The following is a 25,190-nucleotide window of genomic DNA, read 5'->3' as shown; positions in this document are numbered from 1 at the left end:
TCAGGCGCATTCCCGCGCATCAGGAAAAGGAAGGATTTCGTATCGACGAAATCCTTCCTTGGCGCTGCTAGCACCTTGCGGCGATTCAGACCGCGATCTTGCCGCCGCCCTGCTTGGTGATGGCGACGACCGATGGCCGCACCGGCATGTCAGGCTTGAAGTCGGGCCAGCGGGTCGACAGGTCCTCATAGTAAGAGGGACGGCCAAAAGGCTCCCAGTCTTCGCCGCCATCGGCCGGATGCTGAACCGCGACGAAGGCGGTCTGGTCGTCGGGCGTGAATAGCGGACCGCACATTTCGGCGCCGATCGGCACGCGGAAGAACAGCTTCGAGGTCGCTCGCGCCTCGCCTTCGGTGTCGACCGCCCACAGGCCATCGGTGCGGCCGGTCGCCTTCGGGCCCTGTCCATCGGTCGAGACCCAGAGCCGGCCGGCCGAATCGATGGCGCAATTGTCCGGCATGCCGAACCAGCCATTGGCGGTGGTTGCGGTCGAGAAGGTGGCGCCGACTTCGGCCACCGAGGGATCGCCGCATTTCAGCAGCACTTCCCACTTGCCCTTGGCAGCAGTGAAATCGCCACCGTCCTCGACGATCTCGATGATGTGGCCGAAGGCGTTTTCGGCGCGCGGGTTGGCGGCATCGACCTGATCCGTCTTGCGCTTCGAATTGTTGGTCAGCATGACGTAGACTTTGCCGGTCGTCGGATTGGGCTGGATATCCTCGGGGCGATCCATCTTGGTGGCGCCGAGCAGGTCGGCGGCGCGGCGCGTCTCGATCAGCACGTCGGCCTGGCTGGCAAAGCCGTTCTCCGCCGTCAGCGGGCCCTGGCCGAAGACGATGGGCAGCCATTCGATCGACCGGTCCTCGGCGAATTTGGCGACGTAGAGCGAGCCGTCGTCGAGAAGATCCATGTTGGCGGCGCGGTCCTCGGCGTTGAACTTGCCGGCGGTGACGAATTTGTAGACATAGTCGAAGCGCTCGTCGTCGCCGAGATAAAAGACGACACGGCCATCCTTGGCGACGATTGATTCAGCGCCCTCATGCTTGAAGCGGCCCATCGCAGTGCGCTTCCTTGGCACCGACGTCGGGTCGTTGACGTCGACCTCAACGATCCAGCCGAAGCGGTTGGGCTCGTTCGGCTCCTTGCCGATGTCGAAGCGGTCATAATGCGCCGCCCATTCATAGGCGCCTTCGGGAATGCCCAAGCGCTTGTAGTTGGCGGCTTCCGCGTGACCGGCCGGCAGTTCGCCCGAGAAATAGCCGTGGATGTTTTCCTCGGCCATGACGTAGGTGCCCCAGGGCGTGACACCGCCGGCACAATTGTTGGCGGTGCCGAAGACCTTCGTGCCGGTCGGATCGGCACTGGTCTTGACGCGGTCATGTCCGGCGACCGGGCCGGACAGTGCCATCTCGGTGTTGGAGGTGATGCGGCGATTGAGCTTGCCGTCGCGCACCACCTGCCATTTGCCCGACTCCTTGCGGATCTCGACGATGGTGCCGCCGTGTGCTGCCATCTCGACATCGACCTGTTCCTTGCTCAAGGGCGCTATTTCGAGCGCTTTTTTGCCGTCCTTCTCGCCGACTTTCACGATGCCCGGGAACATCAGATGCGAATTGGTGTATTCGTGGTTGACCACCAGCAGGCCATGCTCGGCCGAGCCGTCGATCGGGATATAGCCGACATAGTCGTTGTTGTAGCCAAACTGTCTTTCCTGGGCCTGCGCCGACTGTTTTGTCGGATCGAAGTCCGGCGAATCGGCGAACAGCGGATCGCCCCAACGCAGCAGCACGTCGGCGTCGTAGCCGGCGGCGACATGATGCTTGTCGTCGACGCCGGCCTCGACCTCGTTGAAGCTGAAGGCCGAGCCGCCGGCGGCGCGGGCATCGTCGGCGAGGATCAGCGCGAGCGGGCTGACGGTGACGGCGATGGCGGTTGCCGCGAGCGATCCCTGCAGGAAACCACGGCGCGAGAAACGCGCGGCGATGATCTCGCCCATCGTCTGGTTGTCAGTGGGATTGGCTCCTGGCCCATCGTTTTCCTCAAGCAGACTGGTGCGGAAATGGGCATTTGGGGAAAGATGTCCGGTGGAGCGATGTTCAGTCATGGGGGCTTGCCTCTGGCTTCTTTGGGATGGCTGGAGCGTGTTGCTTGACTGACCGCCTATCGCCAGCAGATCACAGTTTGATGACGTTGCCGGCCAATTCCAGCCCCGATTTCATGTCCATGATCAGCTCCGCTTGACCGCGACCCGAGCTTCGGAAACAACATCTGCGGCAGGCGCGGAAGATCGCATCGAGAGGGACAAAAAAGTGAGTTTCTGGGGACTGGGGCAGCTTGGCATTTCGACGGTGATCTTCCTGCTGGCGGCGACGGCGGCCAAGCAATGGGGAATGGCGCCGAGCCTCGGCAAGATCGTTTTGACCCTGGCGCTCTATTCGGCGGGCAATCTTATCATGCTGAGGCTGATCCGTGAATTCGGCATGTCGGTGTCGTTCAGCCTGTCGGCGGTGATCCAGCTGGTATCGGTGAACGTGGTGGCACTGGTGTTCTTCGGCGAGCGCGTCGATGCCTTGCAGGCGACCGGCATCGCGCTCGCCGTCGCAGCGGTGGCGCTGATCACGCTCGGGCCCTATCTGCAAAAACTGTAACCGCGCATGACCCCGAAAATCGGAATCGATTTCGCTGGGGATCATGCGCCAGTCAAAATGCTACAGCGTACTTTGCGCGTCTAAAAGGACGCTCGGCGCTGTAGGACGATCGGGCCGATGAAGAATACCGCAAGCAAGCTGCTCAACTGGATCGAATTCCCGGTGCTGCTGGCCGGACTGGTCATCGCCGGCGGACTGTGGGGGTTCGAGGAGCTGATGGAGGTGGCGCGAGACACCACGCCGCACGCCTTCGACACGGAAATCCTGCTCGCCTTTCGTGAAGCGGGCCAGCCCGACAATCCGATCGGACCGCCATGGCTGGAAGGGGCGATGCGCGACATCACCAGCCTCGGCAGCGCCATCGTGCTCGGGCTGATCACGGCGGCGGTGATTGTCTATCTGCTGCTGATCCACAGGCCGGGACCAGCATTTCTCGTCTTCGTAGCGGTGGCGGGCGGACAGGTCCTGTCAAGCACGCTGAAACTCGGAATCGACCGGCCGCGCCCCGATCTGGTCTCGCATCTCGCCGACGTGGCGTCGCTTTCGTTTCCGAGCGGCCATGCGATGCTGTCGGCGGTGACATATTTGACGCTGGGCAGCATGGCGTCGCGCTTCCTGCCTGGGCGAACGACGAAGATTTACGTGCTGTCGCTGGCGGTGCTGACGGCACTGCTGGTCGGTATCAGCCGCGTCTATCTCGGCGTCCACTGGCCGTCCGACGTGCTGGCTGGCTGGTGCGCCGGCTTCGCCTGGGCGATGCTGTGCTGGCTGGCCGCATGGGCGTTACAGCGCTGGCGCGGGCAGACCGACGGCGCCTGAACCGGCTGGTCAGAACGACGCTGCGTCGGTCAGCGTGCGGTCAAATCAGCGTGTTGGCGAGCTCATGCCCGCAACCTGCCAGCTGGAAAACCGTCGACACTAAGAACGTCGACCACATCAAAAGCCCTGAAAACTCTCAACTGTTAATCCCTTTGAATTTCGATTGCTGAAAATTGAAGACCGCCGTGGCTATTTCCGCCAGACGACGCGAAACGCGCGAGCTCTGCAAGACCCAGGCGGTTTTGGTGTGTGCATGCGTGACATGTGCATCATGATGGTTGAACCATCATAATGATGGTATTACACATGGAAATGCAGACTCAGACGGGGGTTCTTAGCCGATGATCACTGCCGCGCAGATGCGCGCCGCAAGGGCGCTGGCCGGCATCGATCAGAAGATGCTCGCCGAGCGCGCCGGGGTTTCGCTTCCAACCATTCAGCGCATGGAAGCAAGCGACGGCGTGGTCAGGGGCGTGGTCGATACGCTGATGAAGGTCATCCAGGCTCTCGATGAGGCCGGCGTGGAACAGATCGGCGAGAACCAGGCCAGCGAGCGCGGCGGCAGGGGCGTGCGCCTCAAGCCGGTCGTGCCGCAGAAGCCGCCAGGCTGAGCCGATAAAAGTCGCGACGGCGACCGCCGACAGTCCTGCCGACGATCCCGCCGCCTCCTTGGTTTTTATGCGTGCCCCAAACCGCTGTGCGCGGGCGCAACTGAAAAAAGCCCCCCGGGAGAGGTCTAAACCTCCTCCTTATTTGTCAACGATCTCGGGACGGATACCAATGCAAGCACCGCGTCAGCCGGCGGCGCCGGGCGCGCTGGCATCTTCGCGCGGCGCAGCGGCCAGATCGTCACGCACTTTGCGCGCGAGTTTCCTTGTCGAGCGCCTGGGGCTGTCGCCGAACAGATCGGCTGCCGCGGCGAGACAGGTCTTTTTCAGGCTTTTCTCCGAGCGCTTCAACAGCTTGCTCAGAAGCCGCATTTCCTGAGGAGAGCCGAGCGGCCGGTCGTCGGCATCGAGAAGCGTACGCAGGACGAACACATCATGCAGTTCGCCCAGTCTTTCGCCGAGTTCGTCGACCGCCTTGCGCCGGGCCTTGATCGGCGTCGGCCACAGCCTTCCGAGCAGCGACAGATGCATGCCGTGGGTCTTGGCCGCCTTGCGCAGATCATGGAAATCATCGGCCTCACCGCGGGAGCCTGCCTTGTCCAGCGCCTTTCTGGCACGACGCAGAGTGATGCGGGCGCCTTCGGCAAGCACATCGGCGGCCTGTTCGGGCTGGTCGGGCAAGGCCAGCGTATCGATCCGGCTGATACCCTCCTCGCAAGCGGCAATCGCGGCAGCTATCGCTGCGCCGAGGCCGGCTCCACCATGCAATTGGTGCTGGCGTGCGACGAGCGTGTCGCGAACGGCATCGAGACCGCCGCCGGCGCTTTGCTCGGGAAAGCTTGCCGCCAGCCGATCGATGGTTTCAACCAGCGCGGTTGCCTCGCGCGGACCGGCAAGCAGGGCAGCCACCTGTCGGTAACACTGATTCTCGGTCCCGCAAAATGTTTCGTCTCCGGAACGGACCAGGCGCAGCAAGGCGCGCACGTTCTTCAGCCGCTTGCGGCATTTGTGCAGCGCCTGCTCCGGCCTGTCATGCGCCGCGTCCAGATGGACGAGCGCCTTGCCGATCTCCTCGGCGAGGATGCTCCTGACCTCGCCGGTTAACGGCAGGCGCGGATCGATGCGATAGCTCATGCGGCGATCTCCGGAACCCCCTCGATGGCGAGCGACGCGTTGTAGAACCTCTGCTCGCCGGTGACTTCGCGGCCGAGCCAATCTGGCAGCATTTCGTCCTGCACGTCCTCGGGCGTCTCAAGCTCGGCGACCACCAGACCGCTAAGCGTCCCGCCGAAGACATCGACTTCATAGAGATGGCCGCGATGCCTAACATGGTGGCGTGTCTTCTCGATGACACGTCCGATGGCGAAGGCCAGCATCTCTTCCGCCTCCGCCAGCGGGATCGGATACTCGAATTCGTCACGTTCGCGGGCCTTGCTGCCGAATTTGAGCGTCAGCTTTGCCAAGGCGCCGTCGCTGATGCGCACGCGGACCGAGCGGTCGGGTGCGGCGGCGAGATAGAACTGGCGAATGCGGATGTCCGCCTCGACCAGATCCCGCCACTGCGCGCCGGAGACCAGGAACTTGCGCTCGATTTCCTTGACCATGGCTTCGCACTAAAGCGCGTGCGGCTGGAGATGGCAAGATGGAGATAGGCGAGGTTGACTTTAATCATTCGATTGATTAAATACTTGATATGAGCAAGCCGACAAACGCCAAAATTCCGCGTCGCGAGGTATCGCCCGCCGACATGACGCGCGCAGCACTTGTCCAGGCAGCGCTGACGCTGTTCGGACGGCAGGGTTTCGACGGCACCTCGACGCGCGAGATCGCGGCTGAGGCCAAGGCCAATATCGGCTCGATCGCCTATCATTTCGGCGGCAAGGAAGGACTTCGCGCGGCAGCGGCCGACTATATCGTCGACACCATCCAGGCCATTGCCGGCCAGGCGATCGGCGATCTGCAGGCGCCAAACGACCCTGAAGCGGCGCGGGCACAACTCTTCACCGCATTGGAGCGGATGGTGGCCTTCATCGTGGCCAGGCCGGAGGCCGGTGAAATCGTGCAGTTCGTCCTGCGCGAACTTTCGCATCCTACGGCGGCACTCGACCGCATCTATGACGGCGTGTTCGAGCCGACGCATCGTAGGCTCTGCCTGATCTGGGAGCAGGCAACTGGCGAGCCGGCCGAAAGCGAGGCTACCCGACTCACCGTGTTCACGCTGATCGGCCAGGTCGTCTATTTTCGCATCGGCCGCGAAGCGGTGATGCGCCGCATGGGCTGGCGAGGGATCGGCGATGCCGAGGCCACCAAGATTGCGGCGGCGGTGACGGATAATCTTGGGGCGATATTGGCAGCCCGGAAGGATCGTAGGTCATGAGTTTCCTCTGCTCTTTGCCGCTCGCCGCCCTGCTTTTCAGTGCCTGCGCACCGGCGCCGCCGCTCGCCGTCGGCTATGTCGAAGGCGACTATGTGCTGCTCGCGCCGATCGAGGTGGCGCAGGTAGAGACGATTTCGGTAAGGCGCGGCGACAGCGTCGCGCCGGGTACGCCTGTGGTGACGCTGGAAAGCGCCGACGCAAAAATAGCCGTCGCACAGGCCGAGGCGGCTCTTGCCCAGGCCCAGGCGCAACTTGCCGACCTGCAGGTCGGCAAACGGCCGGAAGAGATTGAGGTGCTCAAGGCGCAGGTTGACATGGCCAAGGCGCAGGCCGCCGACGCCAAACGCAGATACACCCGCGCCAGTGATCTGTTCAAACGCGGCACCGGCACCCAGGCCGATTTTGACACCGCCTCGGCGACGCTGGAGACAGCCAACGCGCAGCTCGGCCAGGCGGAAGCCAATCTCGCTGTCGGCGGCCTGCCGGCACGGCCCGAGACGATCAAGGCCGCCGACAATAAGGTCAGGCAGGCGCAATCGGCGCTGGAGCAAGCGCGCTGGCGGCTGTCGAAGCGTGTGCTTGCGGCGCCGTCGCCGGGCCGTGTCAACGACGTGATCCGCAATCCGGGCGATACCGCCGGTCCGACCGCGCCTGTCATTTCGATGCTGCCGGACGGCGCCGTGAAGCTCAGCGTCTATGTTCCGGAAAACGCGTTCTCGTCGATAAAGGTCGGAACGCTGCTTAACGTCCATTGCGACGGCTGCGGGCCTGACGTGAAGGCGCGCGTCAGCTACGTGTCGCCGGACCCGGAATTCACGCCGCCGGTGATCTACTCGCTCGAGACCCGGCAGAAGCTGGTCTATCTGGTCGAGGCGCGGCCGGAGGGCGATGCCGGCGCGCTGCAACCGGGGCAGATCGTCGATGTCGATCTGGCGGATATCGGCAAATGAACGCCATCGATGTCCATGGCCTGGTCAAGCGTTTTGGTGACAAGACCGTCGTCGACCATGTGACGATGACGGTGGCCGAGGGCGAGATCGTCGGCTTCCTCGGCCCGAACGGCTCGGGCAAGACGACGACCATCCGCATCATGTGCGGCCTGCTGACGCCGGACGAGGGCGAAGGCACGGTGCTCGGCTTCGACATCCGCACCGACAGTCTGAGGATCAAGCGCGAAGTCGGCTACATGACGCAGAAATTCTCGTTCTATGAGGATCTGACCATAGCCGAGAATCTCGAATTCGTGGCGCGGCTTTATGGGTTGAAGCCGCTTAACGAGCATGTCGGCAGGACGCTGGAGGATCTTGGCCTCACCTCGCGCAAGGACCAGCTGGCCGGTACGCTGTCCGGTGGCTGGAAGCAGCGGCTGGCACTGGCCGCCTGCATCATGCATCAGCCGAAATTGCTGCTGCTCGACGAGCCGACGGCGGGGGTCGATCCGAAAGCCAGGCGTGAATTCTGGGACGAGATCCATCGCCTGGCCAGCGGCGGGCTGACCGTGCTGGTCTCCACCCACTACATGGACGAGGCCGAGCGCTGCCACCGCATCGGCTACATCTCGTACGGCAAGATGCTGGCCACCGGCACGGTCGACGAGGTGGTCAGGAATGCCGGGCTGACGACCTTTGTGGTGCAAGGCCCGCAGCTTGACCAGGTTGCTGCCGCACTCAGCGGCCGCCCCGGCGTCGACCAGGTGGCGCCGTTCGGCGCGACGCTGCATGTCGTCGGCTCCGACAAGAAAGCGCTTCAGGCAGCACTCGCCGACGTCGAGAAGGAGCACAGGGGCGTGACGGTGACGCCGGGCGAGACCAGCCTGGAGGATGTGTTCATCCAGTTCATGTCCGGTTCGAAGGACAATATGGGATGAGAAACCGGATAGACAGCGTCTTTTCCTTCGCTAGGCTCGGCGCGCTGCTGATCAAGGAGTTCATCCAGATGCGGCGCGACCGCATCACCTTCGCCATGATGCTGGGCGTGCCGCTGATGCAGCTGGTGCTGTTCGGCTATGCCATCAACAACGATCCGAAGAGCCTGCCGGCAGCCCTGGTGGCGATGAGCAGCGATCCTTACACGCGGGCCATGGTTTCGGCGCTGCAAACCACCGGCTATTACAGGTTCGACCGTGTCGTGCAAAGTGCCGCCGAGGCGGAATTCCTGATGGCGCGCGGCGATGTCGCCTTCGTTGTCACCATCCCCGCGGATTTTGCCCGGCGGGTCGAGCGCGGCGACCAGCCCCAGATCCTGATCGAGGCTGACGCGACAGACCCAGCCGTCGCCAGCGGCGCCATCTCGACGCTCGGCACTGTCGCCAACCAGGCGCTGCTCCGGGCACGCGGCATGCAGGAGACGGCCGCCGAAGCTGCCCGGGGCCAGCTCGAAGTGGTGGTGCACCGGCGCTACAATCCGGAAGGCATCTCGCAATACAACATCGTGCCCGGCCTGCTCGGCGTCATCCTGCAGATGACGATGGTAATGATGACCTCGATCGCGCTAACGCGCGAGACCGAGCGCGGCACGATGGAAAACCTTCTGGCGATGCCGTCCAGTCCACTCGAGATCATGCTGGGCAAGGTGCTGCCCTATCTGGTGGTCGGCGCGGTACAAGTGGTGGTGGTGCTCGCGGCGGCGAAACTGCTGTTTGCCATTCCGTTCACCGGGTCGATGCCGCTGCTGCTGACGGCGGTCCTGATCTTCGTGCTGGCGCTGGTGCTGCTCGGCTATACCATTTCGACGATGGCGCGCACGCAGATGCAGGCGCTGCAGCTCACCTTCTTCTTCTTCCTGCCGTCGATCATGCTGTCCGGTTTCATGTTCCCCTATCGCGGCATGCCAGGCTGGGCCCAGACTTTCGGCGAAATCCTGCCGTTGACGCATTTCCTGCGCATCATCCGCGCGGTGATGCTGAAGGGTGCCGAACTGCCGGCGGTCGCGACGGAAATCGGCTGGCTCGTCATGTTCGTAGCGCTGTTTGCCGGCGTCGCACTGGTGCGGTTCCGCCGAACGCTGGACTAGGATCAAAACTCAGTCAGGCCGGCTGCCGTCAATAGCCGACGCGTGGGACCATGCCGTTTGAAGTGGTCGGCGGAGCCGAGCACGCAACATGAGCGGACGTTGCCGGCCCCTGTCTAGCTTCGGCTGCGGTGGGCCTTTCCTTCATTCGCCAGATACTGGTGAACGAACGCGATCGCCATGCTGCCCTCTCCGACCGCTGACGCAACCCGCTTGACAGGACTCAAGCGTACGTCGCCGCAGGCAAAGACGCCGGGCGCACTGGTTTCGAGCAGATAGGGGTCGCGGTCGTGCGACCAGCCGCCGGCCTTCTTCACATCGTCCCCGGTCAGCACGTATCCGCGGGCATCGCGCACGACGTCGGCCGGCAACCACTCGGTCTCTGCGTTGCGCCAATGAAAACGAAGAGCCCGCCGCAATCGTGCCGGCTCACCTCATTGCCGGCCTTGTCGAGAGTGTCGATCGCCGTCAGGTGAGTCTCGCCGTGCACAGCCTGGACTTCGGACCGAAGCTGGACTTTTACGTTCGATTTCGCCCTGAGCTGCTCGATAAGGTAGTGAGACATGCTGTCTGCAAGCGCCGGGCCGCGCACGAGCAGTGTCACGCTGCGCGCATGGCCCGAAAAATGCAGCGCTGCCTGGCCGGCCGAGTTGCCGGCGCCGATCAGGAAGACGTCCAGTCCATGTGTGGTGCTTGCCTCGCTGCGCGCGGCTCCATAATAGACGCCCTTGCCAATAAGGCGGTCGAACCCGTCGATGGCGAGACGACGCCATGTCACGCCTGTCGCAAGAATGAGGCTGCGCGCCCGCACGGCATCGGTACCGTCGAGAAACAGCTGGTGCGTCGCCGGATCGATGCCGGCGACGGAGCGGGTGACCAGGATTTCGGCGCCCAGCCGCCTCGCCTGCTGCAGCGCGCGGCTGGCCAGTTCGTCGCCGGAGATTCCGCTGGGAAAGCCGAGATAGTTTTCGATCCGCGACGATGTCCCCGCCTGTCCGCCGGGCGCCTCGCGCTCGACGACGATGGTGCGCAGTCCCTCGGATGCGCCGTAGACCGCCGCGGCAAGGCCGGCCGGCCCGCCGCCAATGATCGCGACATCGTATTCGGCGCCGCGCGGGCGCGTCTGCAGCCCGAGGCGCATGGCAAGATCGCGCACGGCGGGACTTTCCATGATCTCTCCGTCCGCCAGCCGGGCAACGGGACCATCGAGAGCCGGCTTGCCCATGGCAGACCAGAAAGCCTCGGCATCTGAGGACCGGGCAACAGCCAGGTGAATGAGATCTGGTTGCGGGCCAGAAACCGGCGCAGATCACCGCACGCCGTGTCCCAGCGATGGCCGACCAATGTCACGCGCGGCTTCTGCGGCTCGGCAGTGACGCTCTGCAGCCCGCCCATCCGCTCGCGGGCAAGCGCGCTGACCTTCTGGGCGACGTCCTTTGAAACCGCGGCGATGGAGTAGTACTGCTGAACCTCGATCCGCATCACGCGGGACGGCTCAGTGGCGCGGTACCCGCCCGGGAAACCCGAGCCCAGGGCAATCGGCACCTCACCGAATATCGTTCCCGGCAGCCGCCAGCCGAGCGTCCGCTCGACGCCGTCGAAGGTTTTTACGACTTCGATCCTGCCGGCGAGAACCGCAAACAGCGCTGCCTCTCCGCCCTCGTGAACTGCGAACTCTCCAGGGCTGAGATGGAGGTCGGCCGCTGTCCGCGCCAGCCGCTCCAGTTCGGCCGGCGGCAAACCCGAAAACAACGGGATTGCTCGCACTTCATCAACTGTCAGCATGGTCCCTCGCGGGAGCCAGTTAGCGTTGTTTTCCCGTTTTGATCAACAGAAAAAGGGGGGACTCTCGCCATGGCGGATAGGTCGTGAAACACCGCGCTTTAATAGCGCATCGGGTTGTGCCGATAGGCATGATCATTCGGATCGAGGTTCATGCGGGCTTCCCGGGACCGGCGGCAATTCAGGCGCTTCCAGTCCTTGGAAAGGATCGCGCCAGGCGTCGATTTCTTCAAGCTGACGATACCAGCGGCTGACAGAAGGATAATCATCGAGCGGCAATCTGGCGACATCGTTGAAGGGCAGAAACGTCGCCATTCGAAAGTCGGCATAGGAAACCGAATTTTCAACCAGCCATTCTGGCTCGGAAAGCTCGGCCTCAAGTGTTGCAGCGGCCGTGCGGAAGTCTCTCAACCCCTCCTCAACCCGGCCCTGATCGATCGGGCCGAGCCCATACCGCTGTTTGGTCCCGCGTTCGAAATGCACGACGTCGCAAGCTCTTGCGAAGTTCTCTTTCCCCCAACTGAGCCATCGGATCATCTCGGGTTCGTCATCGCCGGTGCGCCAGAGATCCGAATGCGCGTCGCGTGACAGCCGGCAGGCTATGGCATCGGTCTCCCAGAGGCTTTTTCCCGAGCCTACAAGTATGGGCAATGAAAGATTTGGATTCAGTGGGCGAAATCGCTCAGCCTGCCCCGGAGCGAAGGGGGAGGCGAATTTAAACTCGACCTTTGCGTCGAGATAACGTGCCACCGCGACCGCGAGGCGAGGATTGGGATTGCGGCTGAAGAACAGTTTCATTCCATGTCAGCCTTTTTGAATGGTGCTGGTTCGGTCGCCACCTAAGCCGCCGCCATGATCTCAGCGTAGGTGCCGAAATCGACATTACCGCCGGACAGCACCACGGCAATGCATTTGCCTGATAGCTCGATCTCGCCTGATGACAGTGCGGCCAGCCCGACGCTGCCGCCGGGCTCGACCACCAGCTTGAGATGGGCCATGGCGTCACGCATAGCCTGTGCCGCGGCCTTGTCGGAGACGGCAATGCCGCCGGCGAGATTCCTGCGGTTGATCTCGAAGGTGATCGCGCCCGGCTCGGCGGTGAGGAGCGCGTCGCAGATCGAAGTGTGGCCGGGTTCGATCGAAACCCGGGCACCTCTGGCCAGTGAACGACAGGTGTCGTCGAAATGTTCGGGTTCCACCGCCCAGACGGCCGTGCCCGGCGAGGCATCCTTGACCGCAATCGAGATGCCGCTGCTCAAGCCGCCGCCGCCGCAGGGAATGACGACCGCGTCGAGGCTCACGCCGAGCGCTTTCGCTTGCGCCATCAGTTCGAGGCCGATCGTGCCCTGGCCGGCGATGATGGCCGGATCGTCGAAAGGTGGGACCAGGACCATGCCGCGTTCGACGTACGGGCGAACCACCGTCATGCGGTCATCGCGGAAACGGTCGAACGGCACCACTTCCGCGCCCATTTTCCTGACATTGCCGACCTTCATCGCCGGCGCATCGGTGGGCATGGCGATGACCGCATTGACGCCAAACATCGCCGCCGAGGCGGCGACGCCTTGCGCGTGATTGCCCGACGAGAAGGCTACGACGCCACGGCTGCGCTCCTCATCGCCCAGCGACGACAGCTTGTTGTAGGCGCCGCGGAACTTGAACGAGCCGGTACGCTGCAGCGTCTCCGGCTTGAACAGGATCCTGGCGCCGAAGCGCTTGTTCAGCTCAGGCGATTCGATCAGCGGCGTTTCGACGATCAGGCCGGACAATCGCGCTGCTGCGGCGCGGATGTCGGCGATGCCGGGAAGGGTGGTCATGGCGAGGTCCTGCAGAAGTGAGATCGCCCATGGTGCACGGAAAACCAGGCCGCGCACCACTGGAAAAATGTGACCGTTACAATTCGTGGATTGCGAAAAGAGCGTGGTGCCTTCATCAGCGCCCCGACGTTTGGCCGAAGCCTCCCTAACTTCGTTATCCTAGGGCTCCGCTTCGCGTTCGCTCCGCCCTAGGGTGACGAAGTCAGGAGATCTTCGCCCGGCCGCTTCTTATCCCAAAAGCGTCCTTTTCCGTTTGGCGCCGCCCATCTTGCGCCAGGTGTTGAAGCGATGGGTGGCGGCGGCGAAGGAGATCTTCATCTGCTGGGCAACCGAATAGCGCGACTTGCCCTCGTCGAACATGCGGTAGCAACACTCGACGCCCTCCTCGGTCAGCTTGCCGTCGGGGGCCTTGTTGTGCGGGTTGGCCGGATCGAATTTTTCGACCTGCTGCTCGACCAGGCCTTTGAGGCGCTGCAAATCGGCCTCGATACCGGCGATCAGGTCGAGAACGGGTTTCGGGTCGAATGCATGCGTGGACTGTTTGGCCGGCATCTACGGATTCCTTTTTCTTGGCTTAGGTTCAGCTATATAGGTGAACATTCGCCAATAATTAAGGGGCAGAGAAGGATTCCCGGAGCTCCTAATTTTGGACGTTCGGCAGACGGGCGCGATTGACCAATGGCGCGCCAAACCCTAGTTTAGAATTATTCTAAACTAGGGTGAATTTCTCATGCTTTCCCGTGTTTTCGGTTTTGGCCGCCGTCCGTTCGAATCGCTCTCGGAGCAAGAGATCCTGGCGCTCGCCATTTCTTCCGAGGAAGACGACGGGCGTATCTATCGTGCCTATGCCGACGGGCTGGCGGATAGCTTTCCGCATTCGGCCAAAGTGTTCGAGGAGATGGCCGAGGAGGAGGACGGCCATCGCGACTCGCTGATCGAACTTCACCGCGAGCGTTTCGGCGAGCGCATTCCGCTGATCCGGCGCGAGCATGTGAGGGGCTATTACGATCGCAAGCCCGACTGGCTGGTCAGGCCACTCGGCATCGAGCATGTACGCAGCCAAGCCGAGGCGATGGAGCGGCAGGCGTACCTGTTCTACGTCGAGGCGGCGAAACGCACCAGCGACGCCTCGACACGAAAGCTGCTCGACGATCTGGCGGTGGCCGAACAGGGCCACGAGACGCTGGCGCAGCGGCTGGAGCAAAAGCATGTGCCGGGCGCGGTGAAGAACGAGGAAGAAGCGGCCGAGCAACGCCAGTTCATCCTGACCTATGTGCAGCCGGGCCTGGCCGGGCTGATGGACGGATCGGTGTCGACGCTGGCGCCGATCTTCGCCGCCGCGTTTGCCACGCATGACACATTCCAGACCTTCTTGGTCGGGCTTGCCGCCTCGATCGGCGCCGGCATCTCGATGGGCTTCACCGAGGTGGCTTCCGACGACGGCAAGCTGTCGGGCCGCGGCTCGCCGGTAAAACGCGGCATCACCACGGGCGTCATGACCGCGCTGGGCGGTCTCGGTCACGCCTTGCCCTACCTAATTCCGTATTTCTGGACCGCGACAATTCTCGCGGTGGTGGTGGTGTTCTTCGAACTATGGGCGATCGCCTTTGTGCAGAACCGTTATATGCAGACGCCGTTCTGGCGCGCCGCCTTTCAGGTGGTGCTGGGCGGCGGATTGGTGTTCGCGGCGGGCGTGCTGATAGGGAATGCTTAGAAAGCCCTACCCATGCAGCGCCCGGCTGTCCTCAGGCGCCTCTGCACGTTCGGTCAGGCCATAGTCGCGCACGACGTGGGCGATACGCAGACGGTAGCCGGCAAAGATGCCGCCACGGCCGGCCTTCTGAGCCCGCCTATGTTCCCCCGTGTTGCGCCAGGCCTTCACCGCCTCCTCGTCTCGCCAGAACGACAGCGACAGGATGCGGTTCGGGTCGGTGAGGCTCTGAAAGCGCTCGATCGACAGAAAACCGTCTATGCCGTCGAGCAGCGGGCGCAGGTCGGCGGCGAGGCCGAGATATGCGTCGCGCTTGCCCGCTGCCGGCTCGACCTCGAAGATGACGGCGATCATAGTTTCACCAGAGAGGCATGCGGCCCGGAGGCGAGTTTCAGGAACATGCGATCTTCCTTGAGGATAAATTTTTCACGCCGGGCGAATTCATAATTCGCCTTGCCGGCCGGGTCGGCGGCGAGCCTGGCACGGTAGGCTTCGTAAGCGGCGAGGCTGTCGATGTTGTAGGCGGCGTAGGCGGTGGTGGCCGAGCCTTCATGCGGCGCAAAATAGCCGATCAGATCGGCGCCGCAGCGCGGGATCGCCTGGCCCCAATTGCGGGCATACTCCTCGAATGCCGCCTTGCCGAACGGGTCGATCTCGTAGCGGATGAAGCAGGTGATGGTCATATTTTGTCTCCTTGCTGAATTTGGCTTCTTGCGCCGACAGTTCGAGCGGTGTCGAAACATTCTGTGGTTCCAGTGTGCTAGGCAATTTCCACGCTGGTCACGCTTGCCAGAAGGACTTCGCGCATTCGCGGCGAACGTCTTCTGGCGTCAGGCCAAGATCGCGCAAAAGATGCTCGTCAATCTCGGCGAGGTCGAGGCGCTGCAGATGGCGGTCGTACCACCGCGCCAGGAGCCACAGATGCAACTGGTGTAAGATGATGAACGGAAACGGCCGACGGCCGAAGCGGCGGGGAACGGTTCTTGCGGTCATCGTCGTCTCCTTGATCTCAGCGGAGGATAGTGGTTATCTGACGACAATGCTTCGATGAAGGACGAACTATGCGTGAAGGACCTGACATAGCCCGCATCGCCAGCCTGGTCGGCGATCCGGCGCGGGCAAACATGCTGGCCGCGCTGATGGGTGGCACGGCGCTGACAGCGAGCGAACTGGCGCTCGAGGCCGGCGTGTCGCTGCCGACCGCCAGCTCGCATCTGTCGAAACTGATGGAGGGTGGGCTGCTGACGCTGGCAAGCCAGGGGCGGCATCGCTACTACGGTCTCGCCGGGCCGCAGGTGGCTGGCATGATCGAGGCGATTACCGGCGTCGCCGCTGCGGTCGGGCCGCAGCGGGTGCGGCCGGGCCCGCGCGACGCCGCCATGCGCGTGGCGCGGGTCTGCTACGACCACCTCGCCGGCGAGCAGGCCGTGGCGATGCTCGACCGTCTTGTCGCTAGACAAGTGCTCCTGCGCCACGACAAGGAGATCCGGCTCGGGCCGTCGGCCGCCTCGCATTTCGCCGCGATCGGCATCGACGTCGAGAGCAAGGCGCGACGACCGGTGTGCCGGGCCTGCCTCGACTGGAGCGTGCGGCGCTCACATCTGGCCGGCACGCTGGGTGCGGCCATTCTCGACAAGATTATCGCCGAGAAATGGGCGCGACGCGAGAAAGACAGCCGCGCTGTGATCTTTTCGCCAATGGGCAAGCAGGCGTTCGAGAAGGTGTTTCTCGGCTGAAAAACTGATCAGCCGCGCTTGAGCGGCTTGCCCTGCTTGAAAAAATCCGCCCAGGGATCGGCTTTCGCCAACTGCTTCAGCGTCGTCTTGTCGCCGATCGGAAAGGCGTTCGGCGCCAACCCGGCCTCGATCTCCGCCCAGGTCGCCGGCATTGAGACCGTAGCGCCTTTCTTGGCGCGCGACGAATAGGGTGCCACCGTGGTCGACCCGCGGCCATTGCGCAGATAGTCGACGAAGATCTTGCCGGTGCGCGCCTTCTTCGACAGCGTCGCTGTATACCGATCAGGGGCGGCCTGCTCGAGGGCGCGGGCGAAATCATGGGCGAAGTCCTTCACCTCATCCCAATCCGCCGACGGTTTCAGCGGCACGACGACATGGTAGCCCTTGCCGCCCGACGTCTTGACGAAATTCGGCAATGACAGCGCATCGAGCCGGCCGTGAATTTCGAGCGCCGCCGCGCGCACCGCTTTCACGTCGACGCCTTCGTCGGGATCGAGATCGAAGATGATCTGGTCCGGCTTGTCCAGTTCATCGATGGTGCAGCCCCAGATATGGATCTCGACCACGCCGAGCTGGACCAAGGCAGCGACACCGTCGATGTCGCGGATGAACAGTATCTCCTCGCCGTCCGTCGGATCCTTCATCTTGGCGATCTTGTCATGCATGCCGGCCGAGGCATGCTTCTGGAAGAAGCGTTGGCCGCCGACGCCGTCCGGCGCCCGCACAAGGCTGAGCGGCCGATCGATGACGAATTGTTGCATGCGCGGCCAGACCAAAGCGTAGTGATCGAGCAGGCCCTGCTTCGATACCTTCTCCTGCGGCCACAGAAGCTTGTCCGGATGAGAAAGTTTTACGACGGTGTTTGCCGCCTCCGTGGATTTGACAGAGGTGGATTTCTCGCCCTTGCCCCCAGCAGGCTTTGCCTTGGTGTCGGCAGGCTTTGCCTTGGCGTCGGCCTTGCCAGCGGGTGCCTTCGGTTTTTCCTCCACGACTTCCTCCGCCGGCTTGTCCTCGCGCAATCCCTGGAACGAGGCGTGGCGTATTATACGGTCGGACGTCCAGGTACGGAACTCCACTTCGCCGACAAGTTTGGGCTTCACCCAAACCACTCTTTTGCCCAGCCCTTTGCCCCTCGGTACCGCCCTGTCGAAGGGCGAGGTTTTCGCCTTGAGCGCATCCAGCTTTTTCTTCAGGTCGTTGGTACTCTGCATCGAAAAGCCGGTGCCGACACGGCCGGCATAGTGCAGCTTGCCGCCCTCATGGTAGCCGACCAGCAAGGAGCGCAATCCACGCCCGGTCTTCTCCGACGGCAGGTAGCCGCCGATGACGAATTCCTGGCGCAGCGTGCATTTCGACTTCACCCAGGACAGACCGCGGCCGCTGCGATAGGGCGCGTCGGCGCGCTTGGAAACGATGCCTTCCAGCCCCATGCGGCAGGCATGCTCCAGCATGACCTTGCCCGGTTCGGCAAAATGGTCGCTGAAGCGGACTGCCGAACTGTCTGGCTGTTTGCCGAGCAAGTCCTGCAAAGCCTGCTTGCGCTCGACCAGCGGCTCTTTGCGCAGGTCTTGGCCGTCGAGACGGATCAGGTCGAAGACGTAATAGAGAAAACGATCCGTGCGGCCGGCCGACAGGTCAGCCTGCAGCAGCGCGAAAGACGAGACGCCGCTGTCTGCCAGCACGACGATCTCGCCGTCAATGATGGCGTCGGTACATTTCAGACGCCCGAGTTCTGCAACAATCGCGCCGCCGAATTTGTCCGTCCAGTCGAGGCCGGTGCGCGTCAACAGCCGCACCTTTGTGCCGGCAAGCTGCGCCTGCATGCGGTAGCCGTCGAATTTCACCTCATGCAGCCATTCCTTGCCGGGAGGGGCATCCCTCTGCAGTGTGGCGAGGCATGGTTCGATGAACTCGAGCTGCTTTGCCGCCTTGGCCTTCGCCTTGCTGGTGGATCGTTTGCTCGAATGCCAGACCCTTGGCTTCTTGCCATCGGCGGTCTTGCCTTCGCCAACCTCCTCGATCGTAAGGCCCGACTTCACCGACTCGGGCGCCTCCTGCAAGATGTCCTCACCTGGCCGCGCGGCGGCATCGTCGGATTTGATCAGCAGCCAATTGTCGCGCGTTTTGCCCGGACGCGGCTTCAGCCGCACCAGATGCCAGAGACCGTTCAGCTTGTGGCCGTGCAATTCGAAGCTGATATGGCCCTTTTTCATCGCGTGGGCCGGATCGGTCACCGGTTACCATTTGCCTTCGTCCCAGACGATGACCGAGCCGCCGCCATATTCGCCCTTGGGAATGGTGCCCTCGAAGGACGCGTAGTCGATCGGGTGGTCCTCGACATGCACGGCGAACCGCTTTTCATGCGGATCGAGGCTCGGACCCCGTGTTATCGCCCAGCTCCACAGCACGCCGCCATGCTCTAGCCGAAGGTCGTAATGCAGCCGTGTCGCGGCGTGCTTGTGGACGACAAAGATGCCGCCAGCCTCACCTTTCCTGTTGCGAACGACCTTGCCGGCCGGCTCGGCGGTCTTCTTGAAATCGCGCTTGGCATGATACTGCTCAAGGCTGGCCATAACACGCGATCCTATAACGGTTTGGTGTGGCGCCGATTTGCTGTGACGGCTTCGGCTTGGCGACGCCGACACGAGGCCTTGAACGGATAGAAACAGTTTCAGTTCCGGCCCCGCGAAAAAGCGAGGCAAGCCGGGTTGCCCGGCATTGCCTGGATCGAGACTGCTATTCGGCGGCCTGAAGGTTGACCTTGGCTTCCGCAATCTCGGTAAGCTTGCGGTCGATCGCCTGCTCTTCCTTGATATTGTTGGCCAGGACATTGGCGCAGTCGGTGCGGCCAAGCTGCTTGGCCCAGGCGATCAACGTGCCGTAACGGGTTATTTCATAGTGCTCGACCGCCTGCGCGGATGCGATCAGGGCGGCGTCGAGAACGTCCTTGTCATCGATGTCGCCGCTGACTTCATCGGCTTCCTCGAGAATGCCGTCGATGGCCGGACAGTTGACCGTCTTGGCCTTCACGCCATGCAGTTCGAACACCTTCTCGACGCGCTCGATATGGCCCTTGGTCTGGCCGAGGTGCTTTTCAAGGCCGGCTTTCAGCTGCGGGTCGGTCGCCTTGTCGATCATCTTCGGCAGCGACTTCTCGATCTGTTTTTCGGCGTAATAGATATCGCGCAGCGTGTGGACGAAGAGGTCGTCCAGCGTCTTGATGTCTTTCGAAAAGAAACCCATCGCTTTTGCCTTTCCATTGTTCTTGCTGGTTTGGGGTTCCGGCGGCGGTTTCGCTCGGAAGCCGCAGCCTGCTGGGCCGGGTGGGTCCCGGCTCTGGGCGTCAACGTCCGGCGTTCGGACGGGTTCCTGACTTTCCCCAAGCAAGCAAGGAAATTTCGCGGCGCTGGCCAAGGCTGAAACAGAAACGCGTCCGAGCGACATCCAAACGAAACATATGTGATGCAAAAGTCACATCGACCGAAATGTCGACGAACTGCATGGAAAGATCCCGAATCAGCCGCATTGCGGCCACGAACCAAGGCCTTTTCGACCAGATATTAACATCGTGTTCACCGACTATTCACGCCTAGACGCTATGATCTCCGCAATTCGGAAGGGACATCCGAAATCGGGACAGGGACAGGTAAAATGAGCTTCTTGACGCACCTCATCGGCTACGCTGCCGCCATCCGCGAATTTGTCGCGCCGACCTACCGGCCGGAGCGCTATTACATGCGCGGCCCTGGCCCCGCTTGCGCACGCCGCAGCCATACGCTCGGCATCAGCGCACACTGATGACGACCATGGAAAGCCGTCACGACAGCCGGATCTGCAGGCCGGCCGCCGATCACCGTGCGACGACCTATCGCGTGGAACGTCGTGCGCTCGCCGACAGGCGGCGTGCGACAACACCAAGGTTCTGAGATTCTAGGGACTTTGATCTCGCAGCCGGCAAGCTTAGTGTCGTTTGACACCAAGCAGCCGGGACTCGCGTGACCACCCAGCCAGACAATCCTCCTGAAAAACCCGCCTTCGATGCAAGCCAGCCGTTGATCGTGTTCGACGGCGTTTGCGTGCTGTGCTCGGGCTTCGTGCGCATGGTGGTGGGGCTCGACCGCAAAAGCCGCTTCCGCTTCGCCACGGCGCAGTCACCGCTCGGTGAAGCACTGTTTCGAAATATGGACTGCGGACGGACAGCTACGAGACCAATCTGGCCCTCATCGACGGCGCCGCCTTCACCCGCCTGGACAGGTTCGTTGCCGCCATGGCCGAACGGGGCTGGCGGTGGCGGGCGGCGAAGTCGTTGCTCCTGCTGCCGCGCCCGCTCCGCAACTGGCTCTACGATCGCATTGCCAAGAACCGTTACGCGCTGTTCGGCAGGAAAGCGAGTTGCGAGATCCCTTCCGCCGAGTTGGAGGGGCGGCTGATTGGCTAGGCGCCGAGCTCCAGCAGGTTTTCGCTTTGCCCGATATAACGGGACCCTTAGCTTTTTGGGGGAGCCGCGATGAAGATCCTCATCGTCGGCGGCTATGGCAGCTTTGGCGGCCGGATCGTCGAACTGCTTGAAAACGAGCCGCGCCTAACCCTGATCGTCGCCGGGCGCTCGCTGGCTAGGGCCGATGCCTACTGCAAGAGCCGCGATCGTGCCGTCGCCCGGATCGTTCCTGCGCTGTTCGACCGCGACGGCGATATCGTCGAGCAACTTTCACCGCTGCGGCCCGATATACTGATCGATGCCAGCGGCCCGTTCCAGGCCTATGGCGAGGGCCGGTACCGCCTGATCGAGGCCTGCATGGACCAGGGCGTCAACTATCTCGACCTCGCCGACGGCTCGGATTTCGTCGCCGGCGTGTCTGCGTTCAATGAGGCGGCGCGAGAGGCTGGTCTTTTCGTGCTGTCCGGGGTCTCCAGTTTTCCGGTGCTGACGGCGGCGGCAGTGCGTCGCCTGTCTGCGGACATGGCTCGGGTCGACCGCATCCGCGGCGGCATCGCGCCGTCGCCGTTTGCCGGTGTCGGCGAAAACGTGATCCGCGCCATAGCCGGCTATGCCGGCCAGCCGGTCACGCTCGTGCGGAACGGTCGTTCAGCGCTAGGCCATCCGTTCACCGACCAGACGCGCTACACCATCGCGCCGCCGGGCCGCCTGCCACTGAGAAATACGCTGTTCTCGCTGGTCGACGTCCCCGACCTGCGCGCACTGGCAGAGCTTTGGCCGGAAGCGAAAACCATCTGGATGGGAGCTGGGCCGGTTCCCGAAGTGCTTCACCGCGCCTTGATCGGGCTTGCCTGGCTGGTGCGCGCGCGAACAGTCCGCTCGCTTTCGCCGCTGGCCCCGCTCATGCAGATGGCGACGAACCGGCTGCGCTGGGGCGAGCACCGCGGCGGCATGTTCGTCGAGGTGGCGGGATCGGACCAGACGGGCGTAGCGGTCACACGATCGTGGCACCTGCTGGCGGAGGGCAATGACGGGCCGCTGATCCCGTCGATGGCGGTCGAGGCGCTGGTCCGCAAGGCGCTGGATGGACATGAGGCGCCGCCTGGCGCGCGGGCTGCCGTGCACGATTTGGAGCTTGAGGATTATGAAGCGCTGTTTGCCAGCAAGACGATCTACACAGGTTTCAGAAACGAACCCGTTGATTTGGACACGCCGCTTTATGCCGCCTTGCTCGGCGACGCCTGGCTAAGCCTGCCGGACGAGATCCGCGCCATGCATGATGGCACGACGACAGCGGAAGGACGGGCGCGGGTCGAGCAGGGAGGTAATATCCTTGGCCGGCTAACGGCCTGGCTGGTCGGGTTTCCGAAGCCGTGCGCCGATATCCCTGTCCGTGTCCGGTTTGAACCCGGCAAGGATGGCGAAACCTGGACCCGGACATTCGGCGCGCACAGTTTTTCAAGCCGACAGTGCGCTGGCCGGGACCGGTCGCAGCGGCTGCTGTGCGAACGCTTCGGCCCGTTGACCTTCGCGATGGCGCTGGTCGCCGAAGATGGACGGCTGACGCTCGCCCTGCGTCGATGGAGCATTTGGGGTCTGCCGCTGCCGCTGTGGCTGTGCCCGCGCTCGACATCCTACGAAACCGTGGAAGACGGCCGGTTCCGCTTCCATGTCGAGATTTCACACCGCTTCACTGGAATCATCGTCCGTTATCGCGGCTGGCTCGAACCTTCGCAGGGCTCCAGCACGGTCGCATCGCCTGCCGCCTTGGCGAGTTCGCGGCAGCCCTGAACCGTGCACAGCGTCCAGCCTTCACCTGTCGCGCCAGAGGCCGCGAGCACAAGGCGCCGCTGCGGCGCCATCTTTGGTTTATAGATCCACCAACCGTCTCGCAGCACCGAGCCTTCCGGCGGTTCCATGCCGGCGCCCGAGCCCTTGATCCGTGCCTCGACGATTTGCAAGCCGGACGGCATCACCTTCCAGTCTTCCTGCCAATGCGTCTTTTCCACCGAATGCGTCCAGGCGAGCGTGAAGGCGGCGACAGTGAGCGTCAGCGTCTTGCCGGCGGCGAGGATACAGAGGCTCATGCGGTGCCGGTGGCTTGCCGCGCACGCCAGCAGTGCCAGCCGATCCAGGCGACAGAGAGCGCCCAGCCGGCTTCGTCGGTGACAGGCAGTGCGGCAACCAGCAGCACGCCGGCGGCGAAGGCGACGAGACGTTCCCACCAGGCCATGCGCCGGGCGAGGAACCCGACGGCGGCTGCGCCCCACAGGGCAATGCCCATGCAGGCCTTGGCGACGATATAGGCGACCTCGACCGGATAACTGAACTGGGCGGCGATCGGACCGGGGTCCTGCAGCATCAGCGCCGGGGTATAGACCGCCATGAACGGCACGACGAAGCCGGCGACGGCAAGCTTGGTGGCCTGGATGCCGATCTTGAGGCCGCTCTCCTTGGCCATCGGCGCGGCGGCGAAGGCGGCCAGCGCCACCGGCGGAGTGAGGTCGGCCATGATGCCGAAATAGAAGACGAACATATGGCTGACCACCAGCGGCACGCCAAGCGACAGCAATGCCGGCCCGGCCAGCGACGAGGTGATGATGTAATTGGGGATCGTCGGGATGCCCATGCCGAGCACCAGGCAGGTCAGCATGGTCAGTACCAGCGACAGGAACAGATTGTTCTCGCCGATGGAGATGATCAAGCCGATGAAGGTGGAGGCGATGCCGGTGAGCGTCAAAGTGCCGATGACGATGCCGACGATGGCGCAGGCGATGCCGACCGGCAGCGCGTTCTTTGCTCCCTCGGCAAGCGAGTCTATGCATATCTGCAGCGTCTCGCGTCCGCCCCTGAATGTGACGCAGGCGACAATTAGCCCAGCGATCACAAAGCTGAGGATATTGACGCCGAACCTCATGAAAGAGGCGGCGGCAAGCCCGAGCGCCAGCCAGAAGACGATGCGGAACGCAAGCGGCCCGATCAGCGCCGCCAGCGGCGTGCCGAGGATGAGCACGATGGTCAGCGCCAGCCCCATGGTGCCGGCGAAGATCGGCGTATAGCCGGCAAACAGCAGATAGATAAGTGCGGCCAGCGGCAGCACCAGCGGCCAATGTCTTCTCACCGCGTCCCACGGATTGGGCAGGTCCGCCTTGGCCATGCCCTGCAGGCCGGCCTTGCCGGCCTCCAGGTAGACCTGCCAGAAGCAGGCGCCAAAATAGAGCAGCGCCGGGATTATCGCCGCCTTGACCACCTCGGCATAGGGAATGTTCAGTGTCTCAGCCATGATGAAGGCGACCGCGCCCATCACCGGCGGCATGATCTGGCCGCCCATCGACGAGGTCGCCTCGACGGCGCCGGCGAAGGCCGAACGAAAGCCGAAGCGCTTCATCAGCGGGATAGTGAACTGGCCGGAGGCAACCACATTGGCGACGCCGGAGCCGGAAATGGTGCCCATCAGCGCCGAGGACAGAACGCAGACCTGGGCCGGGCCGCCGCGCCAAGAGCCGACCAGGCCAAGGGCGAAATCGTTGAACAGCGCGATCATGCCGGCGCGTTCGAGAAAGGCGGCGAAGACGACGAAGATGAAGATATAGGCGGCCGAGACGTAGACCGGCGTGCCGTATATGCCTTCGGTGCCAAAGGCGAAGGTGTCGATGAGCTGGGCGAAATCATAGCCGCGATGGATGAAGGGCGGCGGCAGATGATTGCCGGCGAATGCGTAGGCGAAGAAGATCAAGGCGATCAGAGCAAGCGGCAGCCCCATCAGCCGCCGCGCTGCCTCGAAAACCAGCACGATCAGCACCGCGCCGACGATCAGGTCCGGCGTGGTGAGGAAGCCGGAGCGCCGGATGAGATCGGCATAGAACACCCAATTGTAGAGGCCGGTGGCGAAGCCGAGCAAGCCGAGCGTCCAGAACGCTGCTTTGGCCGGTGTGCTTGTGGCGCGCAGATTGGCGATCAGGCCAAAGCCGAGCAGCAGCAGAAAACCGACATGCATGGCGCGCACCACCTGGCTCGGCAGGCTGCCATAGGCGGCGATGTAGATCTGGAAGATGGAGAAGGCGATGGCGATGAGAAAGGCGGCCTTGCCGGCGAGCCCTTCGCCGAAACCCGGCGGCAGGCCTTCGACCGGGGCTTCGGCGGTGGGGGAAAGAACGGTCGGGGTTTCGGTCATTGGCGGGGTTCCTGGCGGGCGCCCTCCCCCTCGAGGGGAGAGTGCCGAGCGAAGCGAGGCGGGTGGGGTCG

26 protein-coding genes and 3 pseudogenes are annotated in these 25,190 nt (G+C 63.3%); 12 read left to right on the top strand and 17 right to left on the bottom strand.

Features of this window, described 5'->3' with window-relative positions; genetic code table 11:
* Positions 1 to 85: 85 nt before the first annotated feature.
* Complete coding sequence (locus AC0L3L_RS22165) at positions 86 to 2,104, bottom strand: PhoX family protein (RefSeq protein WP_473639097.1); 2,019 nt, start codon at positions 2,102 to 2,104, stop codon at positions 86 to 88.
* Positions 2,105 to 2,309: 205 nt separating this feature from the next.
* On the opposite strand from AC0L3L_RS22165, the gene AC0L3L_RS22160 reads away from it, so the two are divergent.
* From AC0L3L_RS22160 to AC0L3L_RS22150, 3 genes are all read left to right on the top strand, one after another.
* Positions 2,310 to 2,648 (top strand): hypothetical protein, encoded by a 339-nt coding sequence (locus tag AC0L3L_RS22160; RefSeq protein WP_473485690.1) that lies wholly within the window; start codon positions 2,310 to 2,312, stop codon positions 2,646 to 2,648.
* A 117-nt stretch (positions 2,649 to 2,765) separates the two neighbouring features.
* Complete coding sequence (locus tag AC0L3L_RS22155; RefSeq protein ID WP_473485691.1) at positions 2,766 to 3,467, top strand: phosphatase PAP2 family protein; 702 nt, start codon at positions 2,766 to 2,768, stop codon at positions 3,465 to 3,467.
* 341 nt (positions 3,468 to 3,808) lie between these two features.
* Positions 3,809 to 4,078, top strand: a complete 270-nt coding sequence (locus AC0L3L_RS22150) for a helix-turn-helix domain-containing protein (protein WP_473485692.1) — start codon at positions 3,809 to 3,811, stop codon at positions 4,076 to 4,078.
* Between the two features lie 183 nt (positions 4,079 to 4,261).
* On the opposite strand, the gene AC0L3L_RS22145 is transcribed toward AC0L3L_RS22150, so the two are convergent.
* Complete coding sequence (locus AC0L3L_RS22145; protein WP_473639096.1) at positions 4,262 to 5,209, bottom strand: CHAD domain-containing protein; 948 nt, start codon at positions 5,207 to 5,209, stop codon at positions 4,262 to 4,264.
* Positions 5,206 to 5,679: a CYTH domain-containing protein gene (locus AC0L3L_RS22140; RefSeq protein ID WP_473485694.1), complete on the bottom strand. Its 474-nt coding sequence runs from the start codon at positions 5,677 to 5,679 to the stop codon at positions 5,206 to 5,208. The genes AC0L3L_RS22145 and AC0L3L_RS22140 overlap by 4 nt, the downstream gene beginning before the upstream one ends.
* An 89-nt stretch (positions 5,680 to 5,768) precedes the next feature.
* Between AC0L3L_RS22140 and AC0L3L_RS22135 the strand changes: the two genes are divergently transcribed.
* From AC0L3L_RS22135 to AC0L3L_RS22120, 4 genes are read left to right on the top strand one after another with little or no spacing between them, the layout of a single operon-like run.
* Entirely contained in the window at positions 5,769 to 6,452 is a 684-nt protein-coding gene (locus tag AC0L3L_RS22135; RefSeq protein WP_473528333.1) for a CerR family C-terminal domain-containing protein, read from the top strand.
* Positions 6,449 to 7,402 carry an HlyD family secretion protein gene (locus AC0L3L_RS22130; protein WP_473528332.1) on the top strand — a complete coding sequence of 318 codons (954 nt, stop codon included), beginning with the start codon at positions 6,449 to 6,451 and terminating at the stop codon, positions 7,400 to 7,402. Before AC0L3L_RS22135 ends, AC0L3L_RS22130 begins: the two co-directional genes overlap by 4 nt.
* Positions 7,399 to 8,319 (top strand): ABC transporter ATP-binding protein, encoded by a 921-nt coding sequence (locus AC0L3L_RS22125; protein ID WP_473485697.1) that lies wholly within the window; start codon positions 7,399 to 7,401, stop codon positions 8,317 to 8,319. The genes AC0L3L_RS22130 and AC0L3L_RS22125 overlap by 4 nt, the downstream gene beginning before the upstream one ends.
* An 8-nt stretch (positions 8,320 to 8,327) precedes the next feature.
* Positions 8,328 to 9,464, top strand: coding sequence for an ABC transporter permease (locus AC0L3L_RS22120; protein WP_473528340.1), 1,137 nt, complete (start codon positions 8,328 to 8,330; stop codon positions 9,462 to 9,464).
* Positions 9,465 to 9,577: 113 nt separating this feature from the next.
* Here the strand turns inward: AC0L3L_RS22120 and AC0L3L_RS22115 are convergent, their stop codons facing one another.
* The 6 genes and pseudogenes from AC0L3L_RS22115 to AC0L3L_RS22090 form a co-directional block, all read right to left on the bottom strand.
* Positions 9,578 to 9,832: a hypothetical protein gene (locus tag AC0L3L_RS22115; protein ID WP_473639095.1), complete on the bottom strand. Its 255-nt coding sequence runs from the start codon at positions 9,830 to 9,832 to the stop codon at positions 9,578 to 9,580.
* A complete protein-coding gene (locus AC0L3L_RS22110) occupies positions 9,790 to 10,632 on the bottom strand; it encodes an NAD(P)/FAD-dependent oxidoreductase (RefSeq protein WP_473639094.1) in 843 nt (280 codons plus the stop codon). The genes AC0L3L_RS22115 and AC0L3L_RS22110 overlap by 43 nt, the downstream gene beginning before the upstream one ends.
* Positions 10,633 to 10,970: 338 nt before the next feature.
* A pseudogene (locus tag AC0L3L_RS22105) lies at positions 10,971 to 11,246 on the bottom strand (cyclic nucleotide-binding domain-containing protein); the annotation flags it as partial.
* A gap of 132 nt (positions 11,247 to 11,378) precedes the next feature.
* On the bottom strand, positions 11,379 to 12,041 hold the full coding sequence (locus AC0L3L_RS22100) for a glutathione S-transferase family protein (protein WP_473639093.1): 663 nt from the start codon (positions 12,039 to 12,041) through the stop codon (positions 11,379 to 11,381).
* A gap of 41 nt (positions 12,042 to 12,082) precedes the next feature.
* Entirely contained in the window at positions 12,083 to 13,060 is a 978-nt protein-coding gene (locus AC0L3L_RS22095; RefSeq protein ID WP_473485700.1) for a threonine/serine dehydratase, read from the bottom strand.
* 228 nt (positions 13,061 to 13,288) lie between these two features.
* Positions 13,289 to 13,612 (bottom strand): hypothetical protein, encoded by a 324-nt coding sequence (locus tag AC0L3L_RS22090; protein WP_123146013.1) that lies wholly within the window; start codon positions 13,610 to 13,612, stop codon positions 13,289 to 13,291.
* 178 nt (positions 13,613 to 13,790) lie between these two features.
* Between AC0L3L_RS22090 and mbfA the strand changes: the two genes are divergently transcribed.
* Entirely contained in the window at positions 13,791 to 14,774 is a 984-nt protein-coding gene (mbfA, locus tag AC0L3L_RS22085) for an iron exporter MbfA (RefSeq protein WP_473485701.1), read from the top strand.
* Between the two features lie 6 nt (positions 14,775 to 14,780).
* On the opposite strand, the gene AC0L3L_RS22080 is transcribed toward mbfA, so the two are convergent.
* From AC0L3L_RS22080 to AC0L3L_RS22070, 3 genes are all read right to left on the bottom strand, one after another.
* The gene (locus AC0L3L_RS22080) at positions 14,781 to 15,125 is read right to left on the bottom strand and encodes an antibiotic biosynthesis monooxygenase family protein (protein ID WP_473485702.1); all 345 of its coding nucleotides are present in this window, start codon (positions 15,123 to 15,125) and stop codon (positions 14,781 to 14,783) included.
* On the bottom strand, positions 15,122 to 15,454 hold the full coding sequence (locus AC0L3L_RS22075; RefSeq protein ID WP_473639092.1) for an NIPSNAP family protein: 333 nt from the start codon (positions 15,452 to 15,454) through the stop codon (positions 15,122 to 15,124). The genes AC0L3L_RS22080 and AC0L3L_RS22075 overlap by 4 nt, the downstream gene beginning before the upstream one ends.
* Before the next feature lie 97 nt (positions 15,455 to 15,551).
* Entirely contained in the window at positions 15,552 to 15,764 is a 213-nt protein-coding gene (locus AC0L3L_RS22070; protein WP_473639091.1) for a DUF1127 domain-containing protein, read from the bottom strand.
* Between the two features lie 68 nt (positions 15,765 to 15,832).
* Here AC0L3L_RS22070 and AC0L3L_RS22065 point away from each other — a divergent pair, with 68 nt between their 5' ends.
* Positions 15,833 to 16,507: an ArsR/SmtB family transcription factor gene (locus AC0L3L_RS22065; RefSeq protein WP_473639090.1), complete on the top strand. Its 675-nt coding sequence runs from the start codon at positions 15,833 to 15,835 to the stop codon at positions 16,505 to 16,507.
* 8 nt (positions 16,508 to 16,515) lie between these two features.
* Here AC0L3L_RS22065 and ligD read toward each other — a convergent pair.
* From ligD to AC0L3L_RS22050, 3 genes and pseudogenes are all read right to left on the bottom strand, one after another.
* A pseudogene (gene ligD / locus AC0L3L_RS22060) lies at positions 16,516 to 19,080 on the bottom strand (DNA ligase D).
* Positions 19,081 to 19,243: 163 nt separating this feature from the next.
* The gene (locus AC0L3L_RS22055; RefSeq protein WP_473485707.1) at positions 19,244 to 19,750 is read right to left on the bottom strand and encodes a YciE/YciF ferroxidase family protein; all 507 of its coding nucleotides are present in this window, start codon (positions 19,748 to 19,750) and stop codon (positions 19,244 to 19,246) included.
* A 100-nt stretch (positions 19,751 to 19,850) separates the two neighbouring features.
* Entirely contained in the window at positions 19,851 to 20,009 is a 159-nt protein-coding gene (locus tag AC0L3L_RS22050; protein ID WP_473639089.1) for a hypothetical protein, read from the bottom strand.
* Positions 20,010 to 20,158: 149 nt separating this feature from the next.
* On the opposite strand from AC0L3L_RS22050, the gene AC0L3L_RS22045 reads away from it, so the two are divergent.
* From AC0L3L_RS22045 to AC0L3L_RS22035, 3 genes and pseudogenes are all read left to right on the top strand, one after another.
* Positions 20,159 to 20,305 (top strand): hypothetical protein, encoded by a 147-nt coding sequence (locus AC0L3L_RS22045; protein ID WP_123146006.1) that lies wholly within the window; start codon positions 20,159 to 20,161, stop codon positions 20,303 to 20,305.
* 302 nt (positions 20,306 to 20,607) lie between these two features.
* Positions 20,608 to 20,945, top strand: a pseudogene (locus tag AC0L3L_RS22040) (thiol-disulfide oxidoreductase DCC family protein).
* A gap of 69 nt (positions 20,946 to 21,014) precedes the next feature.
* A complete protein-coding gene (locus tag AC0L3L_RS22035; RefSeq protein WP_473639088.1) occupies positions 21,015 to 22,736 on the top strand; it encodes a DUF4166 domain-containing protein in 1,722 nt (573 codons plus the stop codon).
* Here AC0L3L_RS22035 and AC0L3L_RS22030 read toward each other — a convergent pair.
* Together AC0L3L_RS22030 and AC0L3L_RS22025 are read right to left on the bottom strand one after the other, a co-directional pair.
* Positions 22,655 to 23,032, bottom strand: coding sequence for a DUF1850 domain-containing protein (locus tag AC0L3L_RS22030; protein ID WP_473639087.1), 378 nt, complete (start codon positions 23,030 to 23,032; stop codon positions 22,655 to 22,657). The genes AC0L3L_RS22035 and AC0L3L_RS22030 overlap by 82 nt on opposite strands.
* Positions 23,029 to 25,119: a TRAP transporter permease gene (locus AC0L3L_RS22025; protein WP_473528325.1), complete on the bottom strand. Its 2,091-nt coding sequence runs from the start codon at positions 25,117 to 25,119 to the stop codon at positions 23,029 to 23,031. Before AC0L3L_RS22025 ends, AC0L3L_RS22030 begins: the two co-directional genes overlap by 4 nt.
* Between the last annotated feature and the right edge of the window lie 71 nt (positions 25,120 to 25,190).

It is taken from the genome of Mesorhizobium sp. WSM4849, from assembly GCF_055811385.1.
Note: the sequence above shows the minus strand (reverse complement) of the source record. Positions and strands in the feature narration are given on the sequence as shown.